The sequence below is a fragment of the Thermaerobacillus caldiproteolyticus genome (assembly GCF_015326725.1).
GTDB lineage: Bacteria > Bacillota > Bacilli > Bacillales > Anoxybacillaceae > Thermaerobacillus > Thermaerobacillus caldiproteolyticus.
Genome location: NZ_CP064060.1, coordinates 840,055 through 866,438, shown reverse-complemented (window position 1 = coordinate 866,438; position 26,384 = coordinate 840,055). Strand labels below are relative to the sequence as shown.

Annotated in this window: 23 protein-coding genes, 1 pseudogene and 1 other annotated feature; of the genes and pseudogenes, 9 read left to right on the top strand and 15 right to left on the bottom strand. The window is 37.3% G+C overall.

Features of this window, described 5'->3' with window-relative positions; genetic code table 11:
- Positions 1-401: 401 nt before the first annotated feature.
- The 3 genes and pseudogenes from ISX45_RS04440 to hepT form a co-directional block, all read left to right on the top strand.
- On the top strand, positions 402-1,265 hold the full coding sequence (locus tag ISX45_RS04440; protein ID WP_194520063.1) for an SDR family oxidoreductase: 864 nt from the start codon (positions 402-404) through the stop codon (positions 1,263-1,265).
- Between the two features lie 373 nt (positions 1,266-1,638).
- Entirely contained in the window at positions 1,639-2,046 is a 408-nt protein-coding gene (gene mntA, locus ISX45_RS04435; protein WP_194520062.1) for a type VII toxin-antitoxin system MntA family adenylyltransferase antitoxin, read from the top strand.
- Positions 2,036-2,266 (top strand): annotated as a pseudogene (gene hepT, locus ISX45_RS04430) (type VII toxin-antitoxin system HepT family RNase toxin); the annotation flags it as partial. The gene mntA and the pseudogene hepT, both read left to right, overlap by 11 nt.
- 106 nt (positions 2,267-2,372) lie before the next feature.
- Here hepT and ISX45_RS20190 read toward each other — a convergent pair.
- The 9 genes from ISX45_RS20190 to ISX45_RS04385 form a co-directional block, all read right to left on the bottom strand.
- Complete coding sequence (locus tag ISX45_RS20190; RefSeq protein WP_220129538.1) at positions 2,373-2,531, bottom strand: type II toxin-antitoxin system PemK/MazF family toxin; 159 nt, start codon at positions 2,529-2,531, stop codon at positions 2,373-2,375.
- A 31-nt stretch (positions 2,532-2,562) separates the two neighbouring features.
- Positions 2,563-2,721, bottom strand: a complete 159-nt coding sequence (locus tag ISX45_RS04420) for a DUF2281 domain-containing protein (protein ID WP_194520061.1) — start codon at positions 2,719-2,721, stop codon at positions 2,563-2,565.
- Between the two features lie 125 nt (positions 2,722-2,846).
- On the bottom strand, positions 2,847-3,092 hold the full coding sequence (locus ISX45_RS04415; protein WP_194520060.1) for a hypothetical protein: 246 nt from the start codon (positions 3,090-3,092) through the stop codon (positions 2,847-2,849).
- A 323-nt stretch (positions 3,093-3,415) separates the two neighbouring features.
- Positions 3,416-3,919, bottom strand: coding sequence for a PadR family transcriptional regulator (locus ISX45_RS04410; protein WP_194520059.1), 504 nt, complete (start codon positions 3,917-3,919; stop codon positions 3,416-3,418).
- A 4-nt stretch (positions 3,920-3,923) separates the two neighbouring features.
- Positions 3,924-6,386: an FtsX-like permease family protein gene (locus ISX45_RS04405; RefSeq protein WP_194520058.1), complete on the bottom strand. Its 2,463-nt coding sequence runs from the start codon at positions 6,384-6,386 to the stop codon at positions 3,924-3,926.
- Complete coding sequence (locus ISX45_RS04400) at positions 6,355-7,074, bottom strand: ABC transporter ATP-binding protein (protein WP_181556747.1); 720 nt, start codon at positions 7,072-7,074, stop codon at positions 6,355-6,357. Before ISX45_RS04400 ends, ISX45_RS04405 begins: the two co-directional genes overlap by 32 nt.
- A 242-nt stretch (positions 7,075-7,316) precedes the next feature.
- A complete protein-coding gene (locus ISX45_RS04395; RefSeq protein ID WP_194519147.1) occupies positions 7,317-7,856 on the bottom strand; it encodes an IS630 family transposase in 540 nt (179 codons plus the stop codon).
- A 16-nt stretch (positions 7,857-7,872) separates the two neighbouring features.
- The gene (locus ISX45_RS04390; RefSeq protein ID WP_228485624.1) at positions 7,873-8,391 is read right to left on the bottom strand and encodes a helix-turn-helix domain-containing protein; all 519 of its coding nucleotides are present in this window, start codon (positions 8,389-8,391) and stop codon (positions 7,873-7,875) included.
- A 507-nt stretch (positions 8,392-8,898) separates the two neighbouring features.
- Positions 8,899-9,204, bottom strand: coding sequence for an iron-sulfur cluster assembly accessory protein (locus ISX45_RS04385; protein WP_194520057.1), 306 nt, complete (start codon positions 9,202-9,204; stop codon positions 8,899-8,901).
- 269 nt (positions 9,205-9,473) lie between these two features.
- Positions 9,474-9,721, top strand: a binding site (T-box leader).
- A 48-nt stretch (positions 9,722-9,769) separates the two neighbouring features.
- Here ISX45_RS04385 and brnQ point away from each other — a divergent pair.
- The 5 genes from brnQ (at position 9,770) to ISX45_RS04360 (ending at position 16,009) form a co-directional block, all read left to right on the top strand.
- Complete coding sequence (gene brnQ / locus ISX45_RS04380; RefSeq protein ID WP_194520056.1) at positions 9,770-11,107, top strand: branched-chain amino acid transport system II carrier protein; 1,338 nt, start codon at positions 9,770-9,772, stop codon at positions 11,105-11,107.
- Positions 11,108-11,595: 488 nt separating this feature from the next.
- A complete protein-coding gene (locus ISX45_RS04375; protein WP_181557568.1) occupies positions 11,596-11,835 on the top strand; it encodes a tyrosine-type recombinase/integrase in 240 nt (79 codons plus the stop codon).
- Between the two features lie 359 nt (positions 11,836-12,194).
- Positions 12,195-12,512, top strand: coding sequence for a hypothetical protein (locus ISX45_RS04370; RefSeq protein ID WP_194520055.1), 318 nt, complete (start codon positions 12,195-12,197; stop codon positions 12,510-12,512).
- A gap of 172 nt (positions 12,513-12,684) precedes the next feature.
- Positions 12,685-13,347 (top strand): hypothetical protein, encoded by a 663-nt coding sequence (locus tag ISX45_RS04365; RefSeq protein ID WP_194520054.1) that lies wholly within the window; start codon positions 12,685-12,687, stop codon positions 13,345-13,347.
- A 769-nt stretch (positions 13,348-14,116) separates the two neighbouring features.
- A complete protein-coding gene (locus tag ISX45_RS04360; RefSeq protein ID WP_194520053.1) occupies positions 14,117-16,009 on the top strand; it encodes an NACHT domain-containing protein in 1,893 nt (630 codons plus the stop codon).
- Positions 16,010-16,886: 877 nt separating this feature from the next.
- On the opposite strand, the gene ISX45_RS04355 is transcribed toward ISX45_RS04360, so the two are convergent.
- Positions 16,887-17,069, bottom strand: a complete 183-nt coding sequence (locus ISX45_RS04355; RefSeq protein WP_194520052.1) for a helix-turn-helix domain-containing protein — start codon at positions 17,067-17,069, stop codon at positions 16,887-16,889.
- 267 nt (positions 17,070-17,336) lie between these two features.
- A complete protein-coding gene (locus tag ISX45_RS04350) occupies positions 17,337-18,452 on the bottom strand; it encodes a P63C domain-containing protein (protein ID WP_194520051.1) in 1,116 nt (371 codons plus the stop codon).
- A 419-nt stretch (positions 18,453-18,871) separates the two neighbouring features.
- On the opposite strand from ISX45_RS04350, the gene ISX45_RS04345 reads away from it, so the two are divergent.
- The gene (locus ISX45_RS04345; protein ID WP_194520050.1) at positions 18,872-19,600 is read left to right on the top strand and encodes a M48 family metallopeptidase; all 729 of its coding nucleotides are present in this window, start codon (positions 18,872-18,874) and stop codon (positions 19,598-19,600) included.
- Between the two features lie 44 nt (positions 19,601-19,644).
- Here ISX45_RS04345 and ISX45_RS04340 read toward each other — a convergent pair whose 3' ends face one another.
- From ISX45_RS04340 to ISX45_RS04325, 4 genes are read right to left on the bottom strand one after another with little or no spacing between them, the layout of a single operon-like run.
- Complete coding sequence (locus ISX45_RS04340) at positions 19,645-20,625, bottom strand: restriction endonuclease (protein ID WP_194520608.1); 981 nt, start codon at positions 20,623-20,625, stop codon at positions 19,645-19,647.
- Positions 20,626-20,673: 48 nt separating this feature from the next.
- Positions 20,674-23,628 (bottom strand): type I restriction endonuclease subunit R, encoded by a 2,955-nt coding sequence (locus tag ISX45_RS04335; protein ID WP_194520049.1) that lies wholly within the window; start codon positions 23,626-23,628, stop codon positions 20,674-20,676.
- A complete protein-coding gene (locus ISX45_RS04330; protein ID WP_194520048.1) occupies positions 23,625-24,866 on the bottom strand; it encodes a restriction endonuclease subunit S in 1,242 nt (413 codons plus the stop codon). The genes ISX45_RS04335 and ISX45_RS04330 overlap by 4 nt, the downstream gene beginning before the upstream one ends.
- A complete protein-coding gene (locus ISX45_RS04325) occupies positions 24,856-26,340 on the bottom strand; it encodes a type I restriction-modification system subunit M (protein WP_194520047.1) in 1,485 nt (494 codons plus the stop codon). The genes ISX45_RS04330 and ISX45_RS04325 overlap by 11 nt, the downstream gene beginning before the upstream one ends.
- Positions 26,341-26,384: the final 44 nt, after the last annotated feature.

Genomic DNA, 26,384 nt, shown 5'->3' with positions numbered 1-26,384 from the left:
TTCCTCCTCATCCAATGGTTGACGAGACGGAATAGATTGGATTGAAGTGTAAAAAACAACCGTAGTTTTTCCGCTTTGACGACCTTGGTCTTCCACGTTGCCTGACGGTACATAAGATTTGACTTTCATTTTCGATGTAATTATAATGGTTACAACGAGAGGTTGAAGCGCTTAAAAAATTTAGCAGTCACTTCTCCATTGCAGTTCATCTCTTGAAAACCGGCTCTTCAAAGAGCTCATTTTTTCGTGTCAGTTGTAACCGATTTGGTTATAACGATGTCTATTCTTGTGCGCGTTGTAACCAACTTGGTTATAACGGCATTTAATTATTGGGCACGTTGTAATCAAGATAGTTACACTTGCTCTCAAAAATTTATGAAAAGAAAGGAAGGATATTTTCAATGTCAATCGTCGTTACTGGTGCTACTGGTCAACTCGGAGGTTTAGTTATTCAACATTTACTCAAAAAAGTGCCCGCAAGTCAAATCATTGCCATCGCCCGTAATGTGGAAAAAGCCTCCGCTCTTGCCGATCAAGGAGTGGAGGTTCGTCATGGTGATTATGATGATCCGAAATCTCTTGAAAAGGCTTTTGCTGGCGCTTCCAAGCTGCTCTTTATCTCAAGTCCTGACACTGATAATACGCTCCGTATCGTTCAACATGCAAATGTCGTAAAAGCAGCCAAAGATGCAGGAGTAAAACATATTGCTTATACTGGGTATGCCTTTGCTGAGGAAGCAAAACTACCCCTTGCACACGTTCACTTAGCTACGGAATATGCCATTCGTACCACTAACATTCCATATACATTCCTACGCAATGCTTTATATACGGAATTGTTTGTGAATGAGGGTCTGCGCGCATCCGTAGAGTCTGGAGCAGTAGTTACGAATGCAGGAAGCGGAATCATAAATTCAGTAACCCGCAATGATCTTGCGTTGGCTGCCGCGACAGTTCTTACAGAGAAAGGACATGAAAATAAGACATATAACCTTGTTTCCAATCAACCTTGGAGCTTTGATGATCTTGCGCAAATTCTCTCAGAGGTTTCCGGCAAAAAAGTCGTGCACCAGTCTGTCTCATTTGAAGAAGAGAAAAATATTCTCGTAAACGCTGGTCTTCCTGAGCCTATTGCCGAACTTACAGCAGTTATCTATGACGCGGTTTCTAAAGGTGAAACGTCCAAAACGTCAGATGATCTACAAACACTTATCGGCTCCTTGACCCCTCTTAAAGAAACTGTAAAACAAGCTTTGCAAGTCTAAGGATTAAAATAAGTCGAATAAAAAAACAGGTCACCGAACCGTCTATCCGGTATGTGACCTGTTTTTTCTTTCTGTTTCCAGATAATCAACACCTTTGATTTATGACATATTGATTTATCATTATGTATTTTTTATGAATAGGTTATTTATAAAAATTTTTTTGATAAATATATAATAAGCTCACGATAATTTGGATAAGCGTTCCAAGGTAGATGGTGAACTTTTAAACAAAAGGCTTATAAAAAAGCGATTGCAATAATCCAAAAACTTGAGGAGAAGTTTTTAGTTTTACGCAAAGTTTGAGGCAGGAAATAAAAAGTAATACAATGAAAGAAAATGGCCCGGATTGCGGCGAAGCAAAGGAGGGGCAGTGTTGACTGAACAGATCGATCCAATCATTATTGAAGTGTTGACCGAAACGGTGTCCCCATATTTGATTTATTTGTTTGGATCAACGGTTGCAGGACATGTTCATCAAGACAGCGACATTGATATCGCTTTTCTCAGCGACCAAAAACAATTGGATCATTATGAACGATTTATGGTTGCGCAAGAATTGGCATCCAGACTGCACCGGGACGTCGATCTTGTGGACCTCAAACAAGCAAGCACCGTGTTTCAGGCGCAAGTGGTCAGTAACGGCAAAGTCATCTATTGTACAAATGAACAGAAAAAAGCCGAATATGAATGGAGAGCCTTGAAGATGTACGCAAAATTGAATGAAGAACGCACGGAAATCTTGCGAAACATTCATGAAAGCGGGTCGGTTTATGAAAAATGATGTCATTTTAAATAAAATTAGCGTGATCGAGCGGTGCATAAAGCGCATTCACGAAGAATATGAGAACAACCCGAAACATTTAGAAAACTACACGAAGCAAGACTCCATTATCTTAAATCTCCAGCGAGCATGTGAAGCAAGCATCGACCTGGCGATGCACATGGTCGCACAGAAAAAGCTAGGCCTCCCCCAAAACAGTCGAGACGCTTTTTCTCTTCTAGAACAGCACGAAGAGTATAAATTTTATCTGCTCTAATAGCAGAAGTAACTTTAAGATTCCCTTCTGCTACATCATCTTGGTAATTAAAATAGAGTAATCAATATCTTTAAGCTGAGACAAGCTGAGACGTAATCGCAGCAACCAGTAAATCTTTAGTGAATTGATTATAGTTGTCATTAGACAAAACAAGGACCGGTCGTTGTTTGGTTATCGATAAATTACTAAAAGGAATAGGGATAAGAAGAATATCACCTTGCTTATACATGATCCCAGACCTCGTCATCTATATCATTGTTCTAGAAATCAATACTTGTTTCACTTGCTTTACTTAAATCTTGAACAAGTTGCTTCTCTTGTTTTTTCATCAAATACTCTACAAAATCCAACACTTTTACAATTTCGCTTTCAGACATTTTCTGAATTAACTCGATTAGTTTTTCCTTAGCCGTATTCATCGTTCATTTCTCTTTTTCGAAAAATTCTCATTATTAGAGCTATATGAACTGCAATGAAGGATTCAGAATCCATTTTCTCTCACATGAACACTCGTCAATCGCTTGATTACATGAACCTCTCCCACCTACACTTCGCTTAGAGGTGGGAGACTTCTCAGTGAACATGTTAAATAGTGTTTCATTTCAGCAATACTGTCCGTCCCTATAGACCAAAATATCGCTTGACCCACAACGAATAACACCAGGTGAATGAGCGAGGATATACGATATTTTTTTGCGATATATTTCGGATCACAGTTTTGTCTCATCTGTTCATAATCTTTTTCTGTTAACAGCTCAACACCGCGCAGCTGACCGATTTTATTCCTCATCCATCGATCTAACCTGATAAAATCGGATATTCCAAAAGTACAAGCATAAATGACAAATATAGTAATAACAATGAGAAACGTTGAAATCTCCCCTGTTTGCCGACATACAAACAACCCGAGCCAAGCTTCAGCTTTCAGCAAAATACTGAGTTTTTGGTTTTCTAAAAAAATATCGAAATATGTCAAATAATAAAAGGGAGATGACAGGCAACACTTCCGCTACGATAAACAGTTCCCAATGATATGCCAGAATCGCAATCCTAAGCCCATTCTTCTTTCATCCTACTTATACTGCCCGCACTTTTCTTTGAACTTGGCGGCTTTTAACGGATTCGATTTTCAACCTGATTCATCCAGTTTAAATCCGCCTCTAAATGCAATAAAATACCGGAGATCAATAAATATTTGCTTTCGTCACCTTGAAGTAGCAACTCTGTTTTTAATTTGGTCAATTCCATCACTTCTTTAATCACCATCGCTTTTTGCTGTTCAAGCATTTTCTTTTCCTGGGCAAAATTAATCTTGCGGGCACAGCTCCATTTAAAGAAAAAATCTTCTTTTGTCGTGGTGTAAGGCACCGGTTCCAGCAACCATTTTTCCAACTCATCTTTACCTTTTGGTGTTAACTCGTATAATTTTCTTTCCTGGTCGTCCATTCCTGCGGACGAGACAAGTTGATCACGAATCAGGCGATCAAGCGTAGTATAGATCTGACCGGGATTAATTTTGCCTTTAATGCCAAGAAGGGAATCCAATTCTAATTTCAATTCGTATCCGTGATGTTTTTTTTGGTATAACAATGTCAAAATTCCATATTTAACTGACAAGTTGTCAACCTTCTTTCAGTGATGATTGGATATCCATTTTGCTGGCACTTTTGCTGGCCATCCAGGCGGCGCATAGACTCAACGCAACACCGGATATCACTGCCACTATCATATTGCTATATGGCAGCCGGAAAGACATAAATCCGTCCATGAGTTCAGACTGACTTGTTACATAGATTAAAATCAACCCAGCTGCTATTCCTCCGATAACTCCGGATAACCCAACGAGCAAGCCTTCGGCGATAATCATATTTCTAACCTGTTGTTTAGTAAACCCAAGAGCACGCATCGTTCCGATCTCGGAAACGCGTTCCAGCGTGTTCATCAAAAGGGTGTTGGCTGTGCCGATACTGGCTAACCCGATGATCATAAACAGCAACATCAAGATCAGTTCATTCATACCGGAAATTGTTGAAGTAGTGGACTCAATTTCATCTTCAACCGTTTGAACCTTTGACAGATGATCGCGGAAATCAGACCATACCCTGTCTCGGATGGAACTGGCCGCTTCGCTGTTAACAGTAAGCAGCAAATCAAAGCTTTTTGTCCATCCAAATTCCTCCTTGAGACGTTCCTCATCCATAAACGCGACATAACCGGAATAATGCGATGTTTTTACAACTCCAATCACCTCATAAGATTGTTCACCGTTTGGCGTGTTCATCCGAATGCTCTGCCCAATCTCCCCGCCCCATTCATCAAACGCACGTTCTCCAAGCAGCACAGCATTTTGCTGTTTTAACCGGTTATACAGTTTTTTCTCATTTTGATCGGCAAATAACGACGGACTATCTTCACTTACGGCAAAAACAGAAAATTGTCTGCTTGTGCCGTCAACCGTTTTCCACGTAATCGGGGTCGCTTCCATTAATGGCTCAACGCCTGCAACTCCATCATAAGAACGCAATTTCGTTATATCTTCAGCAGACCAAGGCACTTCAGACGTAAGTCTTATATCCCCCCCATACGTATTCCTGATTTCTTGCTCATATCCTTCCGGAGCTGATTCCACCACCGCGCCAAGCAATAAAATAACCGAAATACCGATGCCGAGTATCGCGGCCGTATTTGCATTGCGATTGATTTGTTGAAAGAGGTTTTTGGCAGCCAAACTCCCCGCATAATGAAAAAGAATATTTAAAGCGGGTTTTATTATTTTGCTTAAACCGGCCAACAGCAAAGGAAACAAAAGAATGACACCTGACAAGACGGCTGCATAAGTTACAGAGTGGTCGATAAACACAAAGCATAGAAGCGCCACGCCAACTACAGCTCTAATCAGCGAAGGTCTTGATGATCCCTTCGATTGGCTGGCCATTTTTAACGTCAATAAAATCGATGTTCTGCCTGCATGGTAAATAGGGAAAAGCGAAAACAGGACAGGGAACAGCACTCCAACAATCACCGCCATAATCGCCGGCAATCTCCAATTTAAAGTATAAACTATATCAAATTGGAGCATGCTGAGCAGTTCCTGCATAAACAGATCACCGAGCCATATACCAAGCGGAACACCGATGGCTGTACCGATCAATGACAAAAGTACGATTTCAATGAGCACAAGCTTAGACACAGAACGTTGTGTGTAACCGAAGCTTTTCATTATAGCAAATTCTTTTTTTCTTTCGATCACGCTTGTATAAATTGTGTTAAAGACGATAAAACCGCTGACTAACATCGATAAACCGGCAACAATATAAAAGAAGGTATAGAGGCCGCTAATATCGTTGTTCTGAAGGTCATCTGCTACAACAGGCTGTATGAACACACCTGACCCACGGAACTGCTGCTGTAAGGAATGAAAGAGGTCCTTGCCATCGCCGTTGACCTGAAACCGCATATAAGAAATCTCATCATGTTTGCCTGCCCACTCTCTTAACATATCGAGTGGAGCTATAATACGAAAACTGGTTGATTCGGCACTGTCCCAATCACTAGGACTTGCAAGCAGCTGCGTATACTCGACAATAGCAGACACTTTTGCCTCTCCCAAACCTTCAAACCGAACCGTATCTCCAACCTTTCTTCCTAAAAGGGTTGCAACAGTTTTCGGCAATATGACCCCTTCATTATCCAAACTGCCTTCAATCACAGGAAGCACCAGTAACGGACTGTTTTGGTCACTGACTCCGATAATTCGTATAGATCGCTGACTTAGAGAGTGAGCGTCTTCAAGTTCAAAGAACGCTTGCTTTTGGAGAACAAGCAGCATATTCGTAACATGAGGATTATCTTGAACAGGCGCAATCATTTTTTCCGGATAAGTATGCTTATCGCTTAAAACCCAATAATCTGCATTGGCTACATACATATCCGTGTAGTAATTAAAAACGTCTCTAGTTGTTTTATCGGCTACCAGCATAGAGGTTATAAAAGATGTTCCCAGTATAATCGCAAACAAGGTTAAAAAAAAACGTTTTTTGTTATGAGTGATATTACGCCATGAAATTCGCCAAATATTTAGCATAGTCGCCCTCCTCCCTCGATACCACCTGATCGATGCCTCCGTCCCTGAAAAGAATAATCCGATCCGCAAATCCGGCTGCAAAAATATCATGGGTAACCATCACGATCGTTTGTCTGTTTTCACGATGGAAGGCTGATAATAGCCGCAGAATTTCTTCTGCATTGGCTCTGTCCAAATTCCCTGTCGGTTCATCAGCTAATAAAACAGTCGGGTTATTCACGAGTGCCCTGGCGATAGCAACACGCTGCTGTTGACCGCCACTGAGCAAATTGGCGCGTTTGCGATGAAGTCCTTCCAACCCTACGGCCTGAATCAATTCATGGATCACCCGACTCTTCTCCTTTGTCAGTTTGCCGTCAGCATGAAGAGGAAACGCGATATTTTCTTCTACAGTTAAAGTCGGAAGCAGTTGATAATTTTGAAAAACGAACCCCAGTTTTTGTCTCCGGAATATCGTTCTTTCTTTTTCGCTCATCTTATTTAAATATTTCCCGTCAATTTGTATATCTCCAGCGGTCGGTACGTCAAGTCCTCCCATTAGTTGCAGCAAAGTGCTTTTTCCGGAGCCACTGGGTCCCATTATCGCTACAAATTCGCCTTCTTTAATATTCAAATCTACGCCTTTCAACACCTGTGTTCTCTCTTGCCCCTGCAAAAATTCTTTAGTTAGATTGCTAACTTTAATCATAGCGTTCCCTCCATTATTTATCCCTTCTTTTATATATTTAGTATACACTATATAAAAGAGGGTATATTGAATTTATAATTATTTTTTGGTTTCCAAAACCAAAACGATGTATACTTAGTATATACTATTTTAGATATATGATCAAATTCAAATTTATGTGTAACTTTATTCTCGGTCAAAGAATGAGTTGACGGCCTGACAAGGAGCCTCTTACGGGGCACAAATGTCTATATAGATTCAGATTAATTTTCCGACATAACCACCTGTCCGATGCGTTGGAGCACTCTTTCTGGAAATTCAGAAAGGTACTCCAAAAACGAAACAATCGATTCTCTCAACTCCTTTCGAGTGGGATGGAACCGATTGGCAATGACACTTTCTTTCAGCCAGCCCCAAATTCGTTCAACTAAATTTAAATTCGGCGAATAAGGGGGTAAGAATACAAAAGTTAACTGCTCTTCACGCTCCTGTAAAAAAGGCTGAAGAACTTTGGCATGATGAATTTTTGCGTTATCCAAGACCATCACGACATGTTGATCTGGATACTGGTCCAATGTGTATTGAAGAAACTGCAGAAAAGCCTGTGCGTTACATTGGTCCGTTTCCATACAGAGAAATTCACCCGTTTCGATATTCACGCCACCTAATAAGCTAACCGTTGCGTGGTGTCCATACGTAGGGATTTGTTTTTGACGCCCTTTGACACTCCATGTGGTACGAAGAGCTTGGTAATCGCGAATATGACTCTCATCTTCATAGATTATGACTGTGTTGTCGGACAAGTTTTTTTTATGAGTTCTATTTCCTGTTGAAACTCTTTTTGTTTTGAGGATTCGCCCGTTTGAGGGTATACGTAGGGTGTGTATAGCGAAATCCCCATCGATGGAGCATATCACAAATCCCACCGCGAGACATGGTGACAGAAAATTTCTCTTCTAATACATGTTGAATGATTCGTGTATTCCAGCTGGTTTCGATGCCATATCCTTCATCGGCAGGGGTGCTTTCTTCCAACATCTTTCTTAATTCGCGTTCTTCGTCTGGAGACAGATACGGCTTTCTACCGGGAGCATAATGGCGTTCTAATAGCGCATCCATACCACCTTGATTAAACTTTTGAACATAAATCGAAACGGTTTCACGATGGATGTTCAAAAGCTCAGCGACTTGGATTCCTAAGTAGCCTTGCATAATGAGACGAATCACCGCTATTCGTTTCGCCATGTTCGCATTTTTCATTCGGCGTTCCTGTTCTTGAAGACGTTCGATGGTCCAACCATGATTGTTCGTAATTTGTAATCCTTTTTTCTTCATCATTCATCCGCTCCTTTGATTCATCTGTTTAGGAGCAGTATAGACAAGAATAGGCATTGGTTAAACATGTCGGAATTTCAAACTGAATTTATATATGTACCTTTCTGCAGCTGTTCCGTCAGTATTACAATACGCAATCATCGCAGGCACTACCAACCTATTTTTTCTAATATTTATAGATTCGAATATTTTTCAACATAATAGCTGTCTCCTCCTAATTAATTTTCGAGATATTTAGTGAATTGTGATAAAACTTTTTAGTATAAACAAGTCAACCAAATGATCTAAAAAAAGATTTTAACTTTGTGAAATCATTCGCTATATTTCTTCGCTTTTAATATTTTTCATCATGTAATCGAACTCACACCCTTTTCGTCATTTCTAACAAAAAATTTCCTAAATTTATGAAAAGTCCTTGTATAGGAAAAGAGCGAAACCCTTGATAGAAAAGGATTTCGCTCTTATTCACGATTTAGTAAAAATAATTGTTATGCCATATACTCTTCTTTCTTAATGATGATGACTATGTCTTTCTTTGGATGGATTGGTAATGACAAATCCCTCTTTAGGTACATAAAAATATTGAATCCAAACACCATCTAAGAAATCTTCCCGTTTATCTAACAGAACGTCAATGTCTTTGTCTGTTTTCACGATTTCATCGTGTTCAGTCGGGGTATCAAGTTTTATATCATAATGAGCGTGATCCCCATGTTTTACTGTAACGTATACACGAATCATTTTCCCTTCCGCTTCTTCACTATTCAACATCCGTTTTAATACTTTAGCTGCATTTCGATTGATTTTACACTTCATGGCACACTTCTCCTATTCTTATTTTTTCTCCATTATTATCTATTATCCCACGATTTTCGAAAAAATAAAAAATCTTGCCTGTACGTGCGGAATTTCGAATGATATATAAAAACGGAGTTAATATAGTTTTTCATGGACACATCATAGTTAATAAAGAGGAATATTCCTGTGACCACACGAAGACCAAGGATCTTTCTTTGCAAAGAGAGCATAAACTATCTAAAAATATTGACATTTCAATTTTTCTCTGCTAAATTATTTTCAAATAATAAAAATCAATGACGAGAAGAGTAAGATAGGAGCCCTGTTCTACAGAGAGTCGGCGTTTGGTGAAAGCCGATGTCAGGCCTTATCCGAAGATCATCTCTGAGATGCAAAGCTGAACCATAGTAAGCTTTGACGGGTTGTCCACCGTTACAATGGAATGCGTATGATTGTACGTGACTGAGAGCCGCATGCTTTTTTAATGATATATGCGGAAGAAGGGTGGTAACGCGGGCACAAACCCGTCCCTATATGTAGGGACGGGTTTTTATATATTCTAAGCAATAAAGGAGAGATTACTTTGAAAAAATTAGACACCTTATCTATTGGATTGATGTTATTTTCGATGTTTTTTGGCGCAGGAAACCTAATCTTCCCACCATTTTTAGGTGCTGAATCCGGTACTTCCTACTGGCTGGCCATGTCAGGATTTATCATTACCGGCGTTGGCCTGCCATTTGTAGTGCTGTTTGCTGTTTCCCTCGTAAAGGGCGGTGTTCAAACGATCGGGAATCGTGTTCATCCGGTATTCAGTACAGTCTTTATGGTTATCATTTATTTATGTATCGGACCCTTCTTGGCCATTCCAAGAAATGCAACTGTTGCGTATGAAATGAGCATTACTCCTTTCCTTAGCGAATCGTGGAGGAACTCATCTTTGTCCTTAGTTTTATATACGGTTATTTTCTTTTCCCTTGTCTATGCGATAAGCTTAAACCCTTCCAAAATGGAAAAATACATGGGACGTTGGATCACTCCGATCTTGCTTTTATCGATGGTTATCTTGTGTGCAGTTGGATTTGTTAAGCTGGATGCACCGCTCCAATCGCCAGCAGAAGCCTATCAAACCGGAGCATTTTTTAAAGGTTTCATTGAAGGATATAACACAATGGATGCCCTAGCCTCCTTGGCCTTTGGAATTGTCATTCTCACCTCCATTCAACAAAGAGGAGTACGAGACAGTAAGAAATTAACAGAATATACTTTGAAAGCCGGTATGATTGCAGGGGGATTGCTTGCACTAGTATACGTCAGTCTTGGATTTATTGGAGGAAAAATGGCTGCGAACGGATCGTTTGAAAACGGCGCGGATATTCTGTCCTCTGCTTCAACGCTTTTATTGGGACAAAGCGGCACAGCTTTGCTTGGTTTCATTTTTACGTTAGCTTGTTTCACAACAGTGGTGGGATTAACAACAGCCTGCGGCCAATATTTTTCAAATCTCATTCCAAAAGCAAGTTATAAATCAGTAGTATTCGCCGTTACTCTAGCAGGCTTCACTCTTTCAAACTTAGGATTAAACCAAATACTTAAAGTATCAGTGCCATTCCTTGTCACGGCGTATCCATTAACAATTGTATTAATCACACTTACCTTTTTTAACCGTTTCTTTAAGAATTCGAAAAAAGTATACAGAAGCGCCATGTTATTTACTGGAGTATTTGCCATGATTGGCGGATTAAATGCATTTGCTTTGGACTTTGGCCCGCTTCAAACGATAAGAGATATTCTCCCGCTTTCATCCGTTGGGTTAGAATGGATCGTGCCGGCACTTGTCGGTACAGGTATAGGAATCGTTTTAAGCAAATTCAGCAAGAAACAGGATGTACCAGAACAAGTTGATGTAAAAGTTTCGTAATTTATTAGAAAAGCATAAGCGCCTTGTTTCCCCCCAACAAACATAAGACGGATTCTGCGGGAAATCCTTGAAAAACCGCTCTTTCCTTCATGCGAGGAGTCGCTTCTGAAGCGCTCCTTGTCCCGATTTCCGCAAGGAACCGTCTTATGACCCAAACATTTTGAAAAATCATAGAAATAAATTAGTTTAAAGTCATAATGAGAAAAGAAAAGGAATCAGAGCGGTTTAAACCTAATTTCCTCGCATTAACCGAATTATACTGTCTACTTTTGGGATCGCGATGCACAGGCACCTATACATGTATTCTCCCCCCCTTATTCGCCAAATTTAAACTTAGTTGAACGAACTTAGGGCTGGCTGCCAATCGGTTTCCCAATCGAAAAGAGTTGTGAGAATCGATTGTTTCGTTCTTGGAGTACCTCGCTCAATTTCCATAAAAAAGTGCTTCAACGCATTGGACAGGTAGTTATGTCGGAAAATTAATCTGAATCTATATAGAAAAGAATATTACATTGCGCTCATTAAGGCATACACATACAACTTTGCCGTTACAACAAAATGTTCATATGAAAGTCGTTTCGGAACAGTTAGGACATACGAGTATCAAAATGACAATGAATACTTACTCTCATTTGCTTCCAACCATACAAGAAACAGCAGCCGAAAATTTGAGCAATTGTTTGAGGAGGAATAAAGTTTCAAATCAATCACTTCAAAAAACACACTAAATCAACAAACACACCAAAAATAACGAAGCCACCCAGAAAAAAACCCTTGAAGCCTTGTGGTTCAGGGGATTTAGCTTGATGATTCCGACTGGGCTCGAACCAGCGACCTCTACCCTGTCAAGGTGAAACAGGAGATTTTCTGAATTTTATTTGAGAAAGATAAGACCTTTAACATTTAAAAAACGTTGATATATCAAGGTTTTGCTAATTGGAACATTCGTTAGGTTATACCGAATTAATCGAATGGCACCATTTGGGCACCAAACTCGGCACCACTTAAGGCACCAACAAAAAGTCCTCTAAAGGTTAGATGTGACAGGCTTTCTAAGCACATTAAAAATATTGGAGGGCTTAATAAAATGGATTCTACTAACCGTAAGGAAATGCTTGAATATCTAATTGGATTAATTCGACATCAGAAATATCACATTGAAAGAGAATCGAAATATGTTTCTGAATTAGCTGATTTAGTTATTAGCGAATTACAACATATAAAGAATTTAGCACAAGATACGAGAGCTGGTCACATTGCCAGCCCTAATATCAATAAAATTTTTTATACGCTACAACAAATATCTGATAAATATCAATCCATTAATTGTAGAAAACAGAACATACGATATTTTAGAGACGAAATTGTGAGATTTAAGGGATGGTATAGAGAGGAATGGGAGTAGTTTACCGAACCGCTCAATTACTTTGGGCGGTTTTTATTGTTGATAAGAATCCTGTCCATGTTAGTCTAATTAAAATATGTGTATAAATTTACAAGAATATCGATTTCTTTAATATTCTGGATTATAATGTTGGTGTAAATATTTAGAAATATTTAATTTTAGGGTGATTTTTATGAGGCAGCATACAGAGCAGCAATTTTTTAAATTGAGTGTTAGTCCTAAGAATAAAAGAGTAAATTTTTCTCAATCGTATGAAAACTTACTACATAATAAAGAAAATCATACCCCTGTTTTATTTAGAACTAATTCAGAAGATTCTATCTTAGGCTACATTCCGTTACGCTCAGATGACCTAAAGGACTATTCCATTCAAGTAAAGATTGTGAAGTCTTCTTACATAAAAAGTAAACGGGATAAAAGAATAACGGCTTTAAAAGAAAGAGTTGATGACATAGTATCTGATAATTATTTGTTTGTAACAAATTATCTCGAATTGTTAAAAATATTTGATGCGTTATCATTCAAAGAAAAAAGAAGAGTGATTCAAAAACTAGTGCAAATGTTCAAAATTGATAAGGAGAGTAGTGAGTTTCCTTCTAATGTAGTAAATAATGAGGAAAGTAAAAATAAACAATCCTCAAATACAAAAAAGACACGAGTTACTAATAGGAAAGTACTCACAGATGAAGAAAGAAAAAAGGAATTAATGAAGAGAGCATTTATTGAAGCGGACCAATTTTATAGAGGATATAATTCACATATGGATTTTTATCCACCGAAGAATGAGTACTTTGCAGGAACGGGATCTAATATGTATAGAAGAAATGAAAAATAAACAAATATTCCGAAACTAATCTTAAGATTGATAATATTTATTAGTTAGAATGTCCGCAATATTTGATATTGAATTAAGAAATAAAGGGGGCTACGCATAAATTATGCCCCCTCTTTCAATCTCTCCGAAAAATTTCTTCATGCTACTCATTAACTTGGTCCTCTTCCAAAAAACTTGTACAAGATTTACTAAATTCGATGGGCCAAAATACAGATACATCTGTTCTTTATATAAATCTAACTCAAAAAATTCACATCGACAGTACAACGTTTGTCAATCGTAAGTCAAACACAAGTCTCATTTTTTATTTTTAATTATTATCGTATAGCACCGCTAAACTGCAAGATGTTATGGCGCAATACTGCATCTAATATAACGATACATATCGCTTAGGCACAAGAAAAAATCACCGTTTAGACGTTGAACAGCAGTTCATTCGAAAATAAGGTATTTCAGCTATCCATCAACAATAAGTTTTCACCCCTAAATCGAATGGTTGAAAAGTTAAATAAAGAACTAAAGCTATTGCCTTAGGCGCCGTCTTCGGATGGCGTTTTTATTTTATGCTGAATAATAGACTCAATTGTTAAAAGTTATTCACTAAGCACAACTAAATAAAACCCAATTATGTTTAAGTTCCTCTATAATTTTCTTCAAAGTAAATTATAAAGTCTTTAAATTCCCAATCTTCCAATGTTATAATATGTGTAAAAACTAAATTATAGAAAATATTAGAAATTATCTTGTTTATTGTTATAGGAGGAAAATAATGAGTGGTAATACTTTAGACTGGAATAAGGTTGCAGTAGATTTAGTTCAAAAAAATTTAGATAGACTAATTACGGGGATTTATAAGGTTAGTACAGACCAGTATAAGCAACTACAGATCAGAACACGAAAAGCATTCGAAACCTACTTGGTAAAAGCTATAGAAAAATATAGTAAAGTTAGAACACTTATAAATAGGTCAGAGCCAGTTAACCTCTATGATTTTTATGTCGATATTGATTTAGTATTTAATGGTTCTGTAATTGATACGAAAAATATAGATCGTTTACTTAACATTAATAAAAATTTAATGATTTTAGGAAGTGGAGGTACTGGGAAATCCACCTTATTTAAGCATTTATTTTTAAACGCCATAGAAACAACCAGTAAGATTCCAATTTTTGTTCAACTACGTAATATAAATGAGAATAACTTTAGTTTAGAAGATTGTATATATGAATCACTCAGTACCTTAGGTTTTTGTCTAGAAAAAGAATATTTTATTCGTTCCTTAGACAAAGTTGATTATATTTTCCTTTTGGACGGTTTTGATGAAGTAGATGATGATAAAAAGCCTAAGTTGATAACAGAAATTATTAATATGACTACTAAATATAGCAACAACTATGTTTTAGTATCATCTAGAAATTTTGATAACTTTTCCATGGGCTGGGATAACTTCTTTGAACTTAAAATGGTACCATTAAATAAAGATAAAGCTATAGAACTTATTGAAAAAATTAGGTTTGAAGAAGAGGTTAAGGAAAAATTCAAAAAGCAATTGTCAGAAAAATTATTTGAGCAGCATGAATCCTTCTGTTCCAATCCTTTACTTTTAACTCTTATGCTAATGACATTCGATGAATTTTCTGAAATACCTGATAAGATTCATATCTTTTATGGACAAGCTTTTGATGTCCTATACCACAGACATGACGCACTTAAACCTGGCTTTAAAAGACCTAGAAAAACAAAATTAGCTTCTGATGAATTTAGAAGGGTTATTGAGGCTATCTCGGCTTTTAGCTACCTTGAAAAGGTTATTTCCTTTGATAATGATAAACTTATTGAATACATAAACAAAGCAAAAAAGTTAGAAAGTTTAAATTTTGAAGCAACTGATTATAAGTCCGACCTAGTTGAAGCAGTGTGTATATTATTGTTAGACGGTCTGAAGTACACATATCAACATCGCTCATTTCAGGAGTACTTTACAGCAAGGTTTGTCTCCAGGCAGACGGATGAACTACAGACCACACTCTTACATAGACTTTTTAAAGAGAGACGATCTGTACAAGACAAGGTATTAGATTTAATTTTTGACATGGATAAATACAAGATGGAGAAAAATATTATTGTCCCAACTCTAAGGCAAGTAAGGGATTTATCTAGAGCGAGCACTGAAAAAAAATTCTACCTAAATTTTTTACAAAATTACTATAAATTACTAGAAATGCATTTTTTTGTACGAAAAGATGGGCGTATAGTGGTATTCCCGCACTTTATTTCTTTAGAAAATAACTTAGTAACCAGGATTATTAATTTTGTAGTAGAGAAGTACATGAATGTTGATTTTCGTAATTATCGTTTTAAAGCTATATTTGATAGTGTAGAAGATGCGTTTAACGAATTAAAAATTGGAACGATTTGTACAAATAAAACTGTAGATGACATTAAAACTAATCTCAACGAGAAAATCAAACATAGGAAACCTCCACGTTATATAATAGTAACAGCTAATTATTTAGAAAATGAGGAGTCTCACGACCTCATAATGGAATTAAGTTCTCACATAAAATTTGCTGTTAATTCTGCATTAACTATCTTAGACCAAATAGAAAGAGAGCATGAAGAAAGATATTCACTGGAAGAATTATTTCAAGTAGGAAAGTAAATATGAGATATACTATGATAAAGTCAATAGCAGAAAGCTGTCCCAGTGACAGCTTTTTTATATGAGTTTCTATAGAACGAAATAAATGTATGACATATATAACACAATACAAACCTTATTAGATTCCATAGGTGCATATTAAAAGTATGCATTCCAAATATATATTTTACCATTTTTAGGAATATAGTATACCTTACTTAAATTCCAAATATATCAATAATCTCACACAAACTCTCATTGTCAGACAATCGGATTCTCCTCAATGCTTTTGAAATCGACGGCTGTTTCATCTAAACAATGTCGAAGCTTCGGTTTTTAACCATACGTTTATTTATTATTAGGAGTAGTGCGATATCACATATAGGCTTTTTCTTGTGTTAGAGTGGCTCCTCCCTTCCTCCTATTCAAACCTCAATAATGGTTGAACATTCTCCAGACATCTTAAATAGATTGTAAACATTATCAATAAACTACTCCTAATCAGTCATTGTACCATCAATCTACGCAACTTAATATAGAAAAGTTCACATTCATTTCGTTTATATTATTGACCAGACATCATTTTCGATGAGACGCTACATCTAACTTCTGGATGTATATTAACCTCTGAACAGAGCCCCCTGAGGTTTTCGGAAGTGACGTTTCCTGATAGACATTATTAAGTGTTTCTACCGCTAAGCTAACCCTATACCTAATTTTTTAAGTTTGGCCTCACTACAAAGTCCCCTTACAATTGTATTGAATTACGAAAGGGGAATATACGATGCCTAGCTTTCAATACGGTATAACAACGATAGAATATACACTGGAGTACGTTCCAAACAAAAAGGATGTTACGATTTCTGTAGAGTGGCTTGATGGGGTCAAAGTGGTTGTCCTAGAGAATATAGAAAGGCTTTGGTTTAACAATACCTTTGACCGCTTTCCCTATCGTTTTCTCGCTAACATCGTATTTCTTAGCAAGATCACGATGTGTCCATTTTCTCGTTGCGTATTGTTCACGAATCTCTTGAACTTGTTCCTCTGTCAGCTTTCTAAACTTACATTGTTTTCGTTCCATTTTCATATCCTCCCTACGCTTTTTTTGATGTCTCTACCTAAGTAATCCGCCCCCTAATAGATATTTGTAACGGGTAAAATAAAAAAAGAGAGCTGCATAATGCAACTCCCTTCTATGAATAGATAGGAGAAACATAGTTTCATTAAGACCTTTATTAATGGCTTGGAACTGTCATTGTTCCTTCATTAAGTTTATTTATAATTTCCATGACTCGAAATTATCATTTCATTATCTTGATTCGTCTTATTTTTTTCCATACTATATGTCTTATACATCCACATCTTCAATTGTCATTTGGTATTCTTGTTTCATCTTTTCAATACGACTCAGCTCTTCAGCAAACGCCTGTTGAAACTTTTGCTTAAAATCGTTATGGTCTTCAGAAAGTTTCATAACTTTAATCAAACCTTTTAAATGACTCCTTAAGAACGGAATACCTTTTTCTTCTGATAAATATTGATGAATACGGTATTTTCTTCGTTTGCGTCCTGTTTCTTCGTTATAAATAAGCGGATTTATCTCATCTAACTTCTCCCAAACATGAGGTGGTAACATATCGTACACATACTTTTTTGTAAAAGCTGCAAAGAATCTAGGACGTCTACTTGACGTTGGATCGTATTCGTAGTCATAGAGTCGAAATATTTCTTTAAAGTATTCTCGATCAAATTCTTTCGTATATGGACGTAGTTCTTCTGCTATAAATTGAGACAATAAAATTTGTAATTCATCTTTCCCTCTAACATCCTGATAGTTAGTTGCTTCATCAATTAAAGCAGTAATTCCTACTTTCGCTAACGAACGCAACAAAATTTTTGCTTTCGCCAGAACATGTTTTTGACTTGGAACAATTTGATTTCTGTATTCTGCTTCCATGTAAAGATCGCAAATGAGCGGAATAGCGTTTGCGTCATAATACATACCTGTTGATCCGTTAAACCGAGCAACTTCAATAGGAGAAATAGTAGCTATTTGGTCTGGATACAACTCCATGAAAAGAGTTGCAATGTTATTAGCTCCAATAATAGGTGGAAAACCCTCTTGTCTATACTCTCCTTTTCTTGATCGGTCAAGTGCTGCAAATAAACTTGTATCTTTTATAACCCTTCGTCCGTCATTCAATACGGAACATTCTATAGCTGTTTCACCTATATAAAAAACAGAATCAGCTACAACAGCTCTTGGCAGATCCACAAAATTTTTGAGCAATAATTCGTTTTTGTACTTTTGTACTAATTCTTGTTGAGATTTATTGAAATACATATCTCCATTTTCTTCAATAGCCGCATAAATTTTTTCTTCTCCTACTTTGAAATAACCAACCCTTTGTGCATAAGGCATCTTTAAACACTTTTCAACATATCCCCGTTTTATTTCGTGCATGACACATCCCCCTCTTACTTGGTCCAACTTTTTATTAAAATTTGTTAAATGCTGGACCGTATGTTCCTTATTTTATCACAGATGTGTTTCTTGGTACACAATATTTTTGAAAATTTTAAATATTAGGACCTTAATATTGGGAATAACGTCAACAAAGGCTTAATTTATAAACACAATCATTAGAACATACCCATTCCAATATTATTTAATACAAGAATGCAGGCATATATTCGCATATCACTAGGCGTACATCTATATAAAAGGCGGGGCTTCTCTTGCAAAGGAGTGGCTAGGGTTAGGGGTATATTCATATAGATGAAATCTTGCATCTTTCTATATAGGTTAGAAATCATTTGACCTTCTATTTCCGCATCGCTAAAATAAAATACAATCAAAGTAACAAAGGAGTATGTATTTATATGCCTAGCTTTCAATATGGCAAGACAACGATAGATTATGCAGTAGAGTACAAGCCAGAGAAGCGGGACGTAACAATATCTGTTGAGTGGTTAGAGGGAGTAAAGGTAGTAGCTCCTGAGGGGATAGAGGATACACTTTTAAATTCTATCCTTTATAAAAAAGCTCCATGGATTATTGATAAATGGCAGGCATTGAATCAAATTTCCGATCCCCCCGCTCCGAAGGAATTTGTGAGTGGAGAAAAATTTGCCTATCTAGGGCGTAACTATCGATTAAAAGTATATAAAAGTGAAGAAGTTATAGGGCCAGAACTTATGTTTAAACAAGGTAAATTTATTGCCACGGTGCCACCGCATTTAACAGAAGAAGAAAGAATCTCATTTTTCCAACAAGCGTTCAAAGATTGGTATATTCTGTACGGAGAAATGAAACTACAAGAACGTTTAAAAATTTATTGCCCTAAAATGGGAGTAACCCCTACTAAAATTAAATTAAAAGAACAAAAAATGCGCTGGGGAACATGTACGAACGAAGGAGCCATATATTTAAACTGGAGAATTATGATGGCACCCGTGCCGATTATCGATTATTTGTTAGTACATGAATTAGCACATATTAAATATCTAAACCACTCCAATGATTTTTGGCATTTTGTTAAATCTGTGATGTCGGACTATGAACAAAGAAAAGAATGGTTGCGTGTAAACGGTCCAACTTTAACTTTATAGACATAGAAAAGAGCCTTACTGTGAAGTAATGGCTCTTTTGCATATTATTCTGGAATATATATTTTTTGCAGCGGCAACAATGATCTGGTTTCATTCGGCATTTTATCGTACCATTGAACAATTAAGTTTACTAACTCTTCTAAATCAATGAGCTTGACGTTATGTTGTTTTCCGATATTTTCAGCAGCTGTTGTAAATCCCCCAGTTGATACAAATAAACTATTCGCATCGATTGGATGAGCTCCTAACAGTTGTTGAATCTCAGGACCTGATGAAGAGGATTTTCGATGCTTTACCTGCACCTTAATAATCGGCTTTTCAAAACCAAACGCATCTTTATGAGCTAAAATATCGACTCCCCCGTCAGGTCCTTTTTTACTTACTTTCACATTATAGCCCATAGCTTGCAACAATCCAGCGACTAGCTCCTGCATTTGCCATGGATCTAATTTATCAACTTTATCTTGAATCATCGTCAATGCTTTTTGAACAAAGTCTTCTTTAATAACTTCATCTTCATTGTCTTCTGGTTCACTTACTACAGGCTCTTTACCTACTAATAATCTTTCTAATTCCTCTCCCCAATCATCTACACGAAAAACAGTTAGAGTAGATCCAAGGGAGTTTTTGGCGCCTTGTGATAATTGATCACGTGGAATTTGTTTCTTTTCCCATTTTACATGTATTACATTTGGATAATATTCATCTACAATAGTTTCATCATGTTCATGCTCCTTAGTAACTGTTCCTATTAAATATTCACGTTTGTCTTTAGCATATGTAATGATTCTATCTCCTACTTTAATTTCACGGCTAAATCTCCATACTTGACTTGCCCAAGTAACTCGCGTAGCAGGTTTTTCTTCCTCATAAATTTCATGGGATTTCTGAATCAAAGCTTCTCTAGTCGAATAGCTTTTCGGATTTCCGAAGTCCGCCCATCCTATTGAAGCAACACCTTTTTGTTTCCAAATTGGAATAAGTTCATTATGATCTCCCGCACGTACCATCCACCATTTCATTATTACTCCCATCCTTTATAAAAAATTGGAGAGTAAACAATACTCTCCGCTTTACTTTTTATAATGAACCATCGCTAATGACATAATCTGTTGTGTTATGTTTTCTAACTGATCTTTAGGGATAACACTTGCACGCAACTGCTTTTTAATTTTCTTCCGCATTTCCCGTTTTACATCTTCTTTATTTATCCAATCAATGACTTGGCTTTCCTCGGCGATAATGTCTGTTACAAGATGTGTCAGCGCATCGATCGCATCTTTATGTTCTTCGTCTGGAAGAAGCTGTTGAAATAATTGATAGAACGGATATTGTTCTCGTGTAAAGCCAAGTTTTTGTGCTTGTTGGTTGACGTTGCGCATATCGTTGACCATGCTGCGTAGCTTTTCTACTAATTCCGCAATGTCCATCATTTTTTTCCTTCTAGCTTCGATTAATTGTTCGAGCTTTTCTTTTAACGATGTGTAGTAAACAGGGTTTTCTTCCAACTTTACTTTAATTTCATGGCGAATTGCATGTTCCATCTCCGCCGCTTGTGCCTCTTTTGAAGGTGCTTTTTCAAGCCGTTCATCAAACTTACTGGACAAAATATCAATTGGTTCATGGATTACTTCTACAGACTCCGCATATAGATGCTCCGCGATTAATTGTTTGACCTTTTCGCCACACTCGGAAATGTCCATTTGCTCATCACGATATAACGATTTTGCCATTTGCCGTATTTTACCTAAAAACTTTAAATCTTCTACATATGGAGAAGCGACAGGATTCGGTAAAATCATATCCATTCGCTTAGAAAACTCTTTGAACGCTTTTTCAAACTCATGTCGCACGTCTTCAGGCTCTAATACTTGAACGCACGCATCGGCATCGCTTCGGTTAATATAGTCAAAAAAGCTCATCGCTTTTCGGTGGGCTTGTTTTAACTTTGGTAACTCACTTTCAATCGGCAATAGCGCTCCTTGAATATCTTGTTTAGAGAAAATCGCTAGAGCCTTCTCTAAAAATTTGGATACACCAAAATAGTCAACAATTAATCCATATGTTTTTCCTTCATACGTACGGTTTGTACGAGCAATTGCCTGAAGAAGGTTATGTTCTTTTAACGGCTTATCTAAGTACATCACTTGTTCGATTGGGGCATCGAAGCCTGTTAGAAGTTTATCACAAACAATTAAAATCGCTAGTTTGTCTTCTTCAAATGGCTTTTTGAATCGCTCAATTAATTGCTTTTCTTCTTCACGAGAAAGGGAGTAGTCTTTTAATAACTCATTGTTTTTGTCTTCTTGCCCTGATGAAATGACTAATGCCGTTTCATATTTTCCGTTAATGAGTTCATCTAGCTTTTGTTTATAGATGGCCGCTGCTTCACGAGTCACCGCCACCACTTGTGCTTTAAAACCGTTTGGCAGGATATAATTTTCAAAGTGTTCCACAATATCTAAAGCAATTTGTTCAATTCGACTTGGAGCGGCTAAGATGGCTTCTTCTTTGGCGTATTTCTTTTTAATCCGTTCACGATCTTCTTCGCTATAGTCGCTAAATTTACGGTCAAATAAGCGATCTAATGAGTCGCCATGTAAATGAAGGTTGACCATTCGAGCTTCATAGAAAATTGGAACGGTTGCTCCGTCATCGACTGCTTGTTCAATCGTGTATTTGTCAATATAAGAACCAAACGTTCGTGTTGTACTTTTGTCTTCCTTATCAATTGGCGTTCCTGTAAAACCGAGATAGCATGCATTCGGTAAGCCTTTCCGCATGTTCATTGCTAGACCTTTGTACTGCGTACGATGCGATTCATCGACTAACACAAAGATATTTTCCGATCTCGAAAGCTCTGGATACTCGTCTTGCTCCTTATCTGGTTGGAACTTTTGCACAAGGGTCATAATCGTGGAACCAGGGCCTTGTTGTAATAACCTTTTCAAGTCTTTGACGCTTTCCGCTTGTTGCGGGTTAGGGAAACCACATTTACGGAATGTTTTTGTTATTTGGTCATCCAAGTCTTTACGGTCAGTCACAACGACAATCGTTGGGTTTTGCAGCTCTTTGATTCTTCTAAGTTTGACGGCTAAATATAACATCGTTAAAGACTTACCTGAACCTTGTGTATGCCAAATCACCCCACCGCGGTCTTTTGGCGTTTTTGCATGTAAAATGCGATGAATAGCTTTATTAACAGCACGGAATTGTTGATAACGAGCAATCTTTTTAATCACTCGCCCGCCATCGACTTCAAAGACGATGAAGTTTTGAATTAAATCAAGCAAGTTTTCTTTCGCTAACATCCCCGCAACTAAGATGTCTTGTTTCGTAGGTGAGTCACCAAGTTCAGGAACCGTTCTTGGATACGGATCTTTCCATTCACTGTAATGTTGCACTTTAGCGCCAATTGTTCCCGCTTTTGCCCGATAGTTACTTGTCGCAATCATAAATTGATTATAGTAGAAAAGTTGTTCATGCGTTTCTTGATAACGGCGCAATTGATTGACTGCTTTTGAAATTTGCGTATCTTCCTGAAGCGTCGGACTTTTACATTCCACCACAACTAAAGGCAATCCATTTACAAAAATGACAACGTCAGGACGAATCGTGCCTCTGGCATCTTGAATGCGGAATTGGTCAACAACAAGAAATTCATTGTTATAAGGGTTATCAAAATCAATCAATTTAACCGTTTGATTCTTTTTCCCTTTTCCTAAATCTTGTTGAATCGAAATATAGTTCACAAGCATCTCATAGAATTTTTCATTCGCTTGCATGAGACCCGTCGCTTCAATGTGAGTCAGATTGTAAATAATCCGAGCTAGGTTATTGTCATCAATCCATGGATTTAAACGCTGAATTGCTTTCTTTAACCGTTCTTTTAAAATCACTTCACTTAACGACTCACGTTCCAACTCAAGAGCTGAGCCTGTGACATGCTCATAGCCCAACTCTTGAAGTTGATGGATCAAACGTTTTTCCACAAGATTCAATTCATTCCATTCACTTGAAGTGGTCACTGTGACATCACCTCATTATCGACTTTGACACGGACTTTGCCTGTAAGGAGGACTTGCATGAGACCTTTTTTAAGTAGAAGTAACGTAATATGTTTTTTTCTTTCATTCTTTATCTTTTCTTCAAGATTATTTAGAATCGATACTATTCTTTTTTGTTCGCTTTTTTGTGGAATGGGCAAAAGTATTTCTTTCAGTTGTTCAAGTCGTATCCCTTTAACTGTTGTTCCCGTTCCCATAGACTCTATTTTCTCCGCTTTTGACAATAAACACCATAATAAATACTCTGCTTCTATTAATTCTGTTTTAGGAATGATCCCCTTTAAGTCTTGATTAATTGCCATATCAACAGTATTCATGAATACTTTACCAAGTCCAATTCTAGTCGCTATAATAACGTTTCCTGCTGGAATTACATTGGTAGCACTATTTTCTACAGCCTCATCAGAAATATATTCTTCTGTTGTATCAAGTATATGATAGGTTATGTCTTTTACTGTAGCCCATGGAATATTACCCTTATAATAATTTTGAACTTCTCGTGATGGAGTACCACCTCCAAGAATTTTCTCAGCTAATTCCCCAATAGTTTTAACTTCCCACTCTTCAGGAATCTCTCCAATCTCCGTCTTTTTGAACTTCGTATGTCCGATTCCTTTTGTGAGCAACTGCTGCATAAGCCCCTTTTTCACTTTCTCCGTTTGCTCGATGATGGCTTCGGTTTTCTCGATGGCTTCATCGACGGATGAGAGAATGGCTGCGATTTTGCGTTGTTCTTTAATTGATGGAAAAGGTATTGGTATTGAAAGAGTATCGCTAGGAGTTACCCTCATTCGACTACCTGTTGTACCATTTTGCAACATTAATAGTTCTTTTTGAAATATATCCGACAAAAAAAATTGACTATAATATTCCAAATCTACGTTAGGCATTTTTGACTGATATACTATAAATTCAGTTGAACAAATACTATGTCTGTCTGAATATTTTTTCTCAAATTTCCACACTCTCTTGATTCGAGGATTTAGTTTTGACACAAGTATTGAATCTTGATCAAGTAAGTATTTATTGCTCTTAATTTTTTCACCCATATCAAGTACTGGTTGTTTGTTATCGTCATACGCTGGAATACTATAATGCCAAAATTCCTTATTTGGCGTATCATCAGGCTTAATACTTTTTGTGCTAATGTCAAATAATTCTCCCAGAGGAACATCTTGAAACATTTTTTTACCCATCATACCCCAACTCCTTCAAATAACCGTACATCACCTTCTCGATTTCCTCTCGCTCCTGTTCGAGTTGGCGAAGTTGACGAAGGGCATTTGCCACATCAATTTGTTCTTCTTCTTCGGTTGTATCAACGTAACGAGTAATGTTTAGGTTATAATCATTTTCTTTAATTTCTTCTAGTGTAACAACACGGCTGTATTTGTCGACATCTTTCCACGCATCGTATGTGCTGACGATTTTTTGAATGTCCTCATCTCGAAGAACGTTTTGATTTTTGCCTTCTTGGTAGTCGTTAGATGCGTCAATGAATAGAACTTTCCCTTTTTTATGTTCTTCTTTGTTTTTGCTAATAATCAGGATACATGCAGGAATACCAGTTCCATAGAATAAGTTGGCTGGCAAACCGATAATCGCTTCAATTAAATCTTCTTCTAAGATACCTTGACGAATTTTTCCTTCCGCTCCGCCACGGAAAAGAACACCGTGCGGCATAACAACTCCCGCTTTTCCTTCATCATTGAGAGTTGCAATCATATGTTGAATAAACGCATAGTCTCCTGCGTTTTTTGGCGGTAAACCAAAGCGGAAACGGTTAAATTCGTCTGCTTCTGCCTCCTCACGTCCCCAGTTTTTTAAGCTAAACGGAGGATTGGCAATGACACGATCATATAATAGAAGCTCACCGTTTTCGTCTAATAGTTTCGGTTCACGGATTGTATCACCTTTTTTAATTTCATGATCGCTTAAGCCATGAAGCAACAAATTCATTTTACAAATCGCCCATGTATTTAAGTTTTTCTCTTGCCCGTGCAATGTAATGTTGCGTGGATTGCCGCCTTTTTCTTTTATATAGTCAACCGATTGAATGAGCATTCCGCCAGACCCCGCTGTTGGGTCGCATACACGCATTCCTTCTTCAGGCTTAATGAGTTTGACAATTAATTCAACGACTTTGCTTGGCGTATAGAACTCGCCGCCTTTTTTACCTGCATCATCGGCAAATTGTTTGATAAGGTACTCATAAGCACGACCAAGGATGTCAGGTTCTGATAAGTTTTCGTTACGTAAGTCAATTTGCGAGAAGTGTTGTACTAATTGAAGAATTGTTTTATCTGACAATTTTTCTTTATCGTTAAAATCAATATTCGCTAATACCCCTTGTAGCGATGGGTTCTCATCTTCCAATAGTTCAAACGCTTTATTAATCACTGCCCCCACGTCTTGGGAATGGGACTGGATATAACTCCAACGTGCTTTTTCAGGCACGAAGAATTGATGCTCATCACGATCATACCAACCGTAATCTTCGCCTTCTTCTCTTTCAATCCGTTCGGCCGTTTCAACAAACACATCGTTTAATCGCTTTAAAAACAACATTCCGAAAATATAGTTTTTATAGTCAGAAGAGTCAATGCTACCACGTAATATATTCGCAGATTCCCATAAATGGGATTCAAGTTCTTGTAGAGTTAACTTGCTCATACTGTTGCCTCCATCAATCGTTATTTACTGCTTTAGTTACAAAT

Excerpts from the sequence above, each read along its gene's own strand:
- ISX45_RS04360 (WP_194520053.1), top strand. The coding sequence starts at position 14,117 with ATGAGTGGTAATACTTTAGACTGGAATAAGGTTGCAGTAGATTTAGTT.
- ISX45_RS20190 (WP_220129538.1), bottom strand. The coding sequence starts at position 2,531 with ATGTATAAGCAAGGTGATATTCTTCTTATCCCTATTCCTTTTAGTAAT.
- ISX45_RS04345 (WP_194520050.1), top strand. The coding sequence starts at position 18,872 with ATGCCTAGCTTTCAATATGGCAAGACAACGATAGATTATGCAGTAGAG.
- ISX45_RS04415 (WP_194520060.1), bottom strand. The coding sequence starts at position 3,092 with ATGAGGAATAAAATCGGTCAGCTGCGCGGTGTTGAGCTGTTAACAGAA.
- ISX45_RS04440 (WP_194520063.1), top strand. The coding sequence starts at position 402 with ATGTCAATCGTCGTTACTGGTGCTACTGGTCAACTCGGAGGTTTAGTT.
- ISX45_RS04390 (WP_228485624.1), bottom strand. The coding sequence starts at position 8,391 with ATGATGAAGAAAAAAGGATTACAAATTACGAACAATCATGGTTGGACC.
- ISX45_RS04330 (WP_194520048.1), bottom strand. The coding sequence starts at position 24,866 with ATGATGGGTAAAAAAATGTTTCAAGATGTTCCTCTGGGAGAATTATTT.
- ISX45_RS04420 (WP_194520061.1), bottom strand. The coding sequence starts at position 2,721 with ATGAATACGGCTAAGGAAAAACTAATCGAGTTAATTCAGAAAATGTCT.
- ISX45_RS04405 (WP_194520058.1), bottom strand. The coding sequence starts at position 6,386 with ATGCTAAATATTTGGCGAATTTCATGGCGTAATATCACTCATAACAAA.
- ISX45_RS04325 (WP_194520047.1), bottom strand. The coding sequence starts at position 26,340 with ATGAGCAAGTTAACTCTACAAGAACTTGAATCCCATTTATGGGAATCT.
- ISX45_RS04370 (WP_194520055.1), top strand. The coding sequence starts at position 12,195 with ATGGATTCTACTAACCGTAAGGAAATGCTTGAATATCTAATTGGATTA.
- ISX45_RS04350 (WP_194520051.1), bottom strand. The coding sequence starts at position 18,452 with ATGCACGAAATAAAACGGGGATATGTTGAAAAGTGTTTAAAGATGCCT.
- ISX45_RS04355 (WP_194520052.1), bottom strand. The coding sequence starts at position 17,069 with ATGGAACGAAAACAATGTAAGTTTAGAAAGCTGACAGAGGAACAAGTT.
- ISX45_RS04400 (WP_181556747.1), bottom strand. The coding sequence starts at position 7,074 with ATGATTAAAGTTAGCAATCTAACTAAAGAATTTTTGCAGGGGCAAGAG.
- ISX45_RS04365 (WP_194520054.1), top strand. The coding sequence starts at position 12,685 with ATGAGGCAGCATACAGAGCAGCAATTTTTTAAATTGAGTGTTAGTCCT.
- ISX45_RS04385 (WP_194520057.1), bottom strand. The coding sequence starts at position 9,204 with ATGAAGTGTAAAATCAATCGAAATGCAGCTAAAGTATTAAAACGGATG.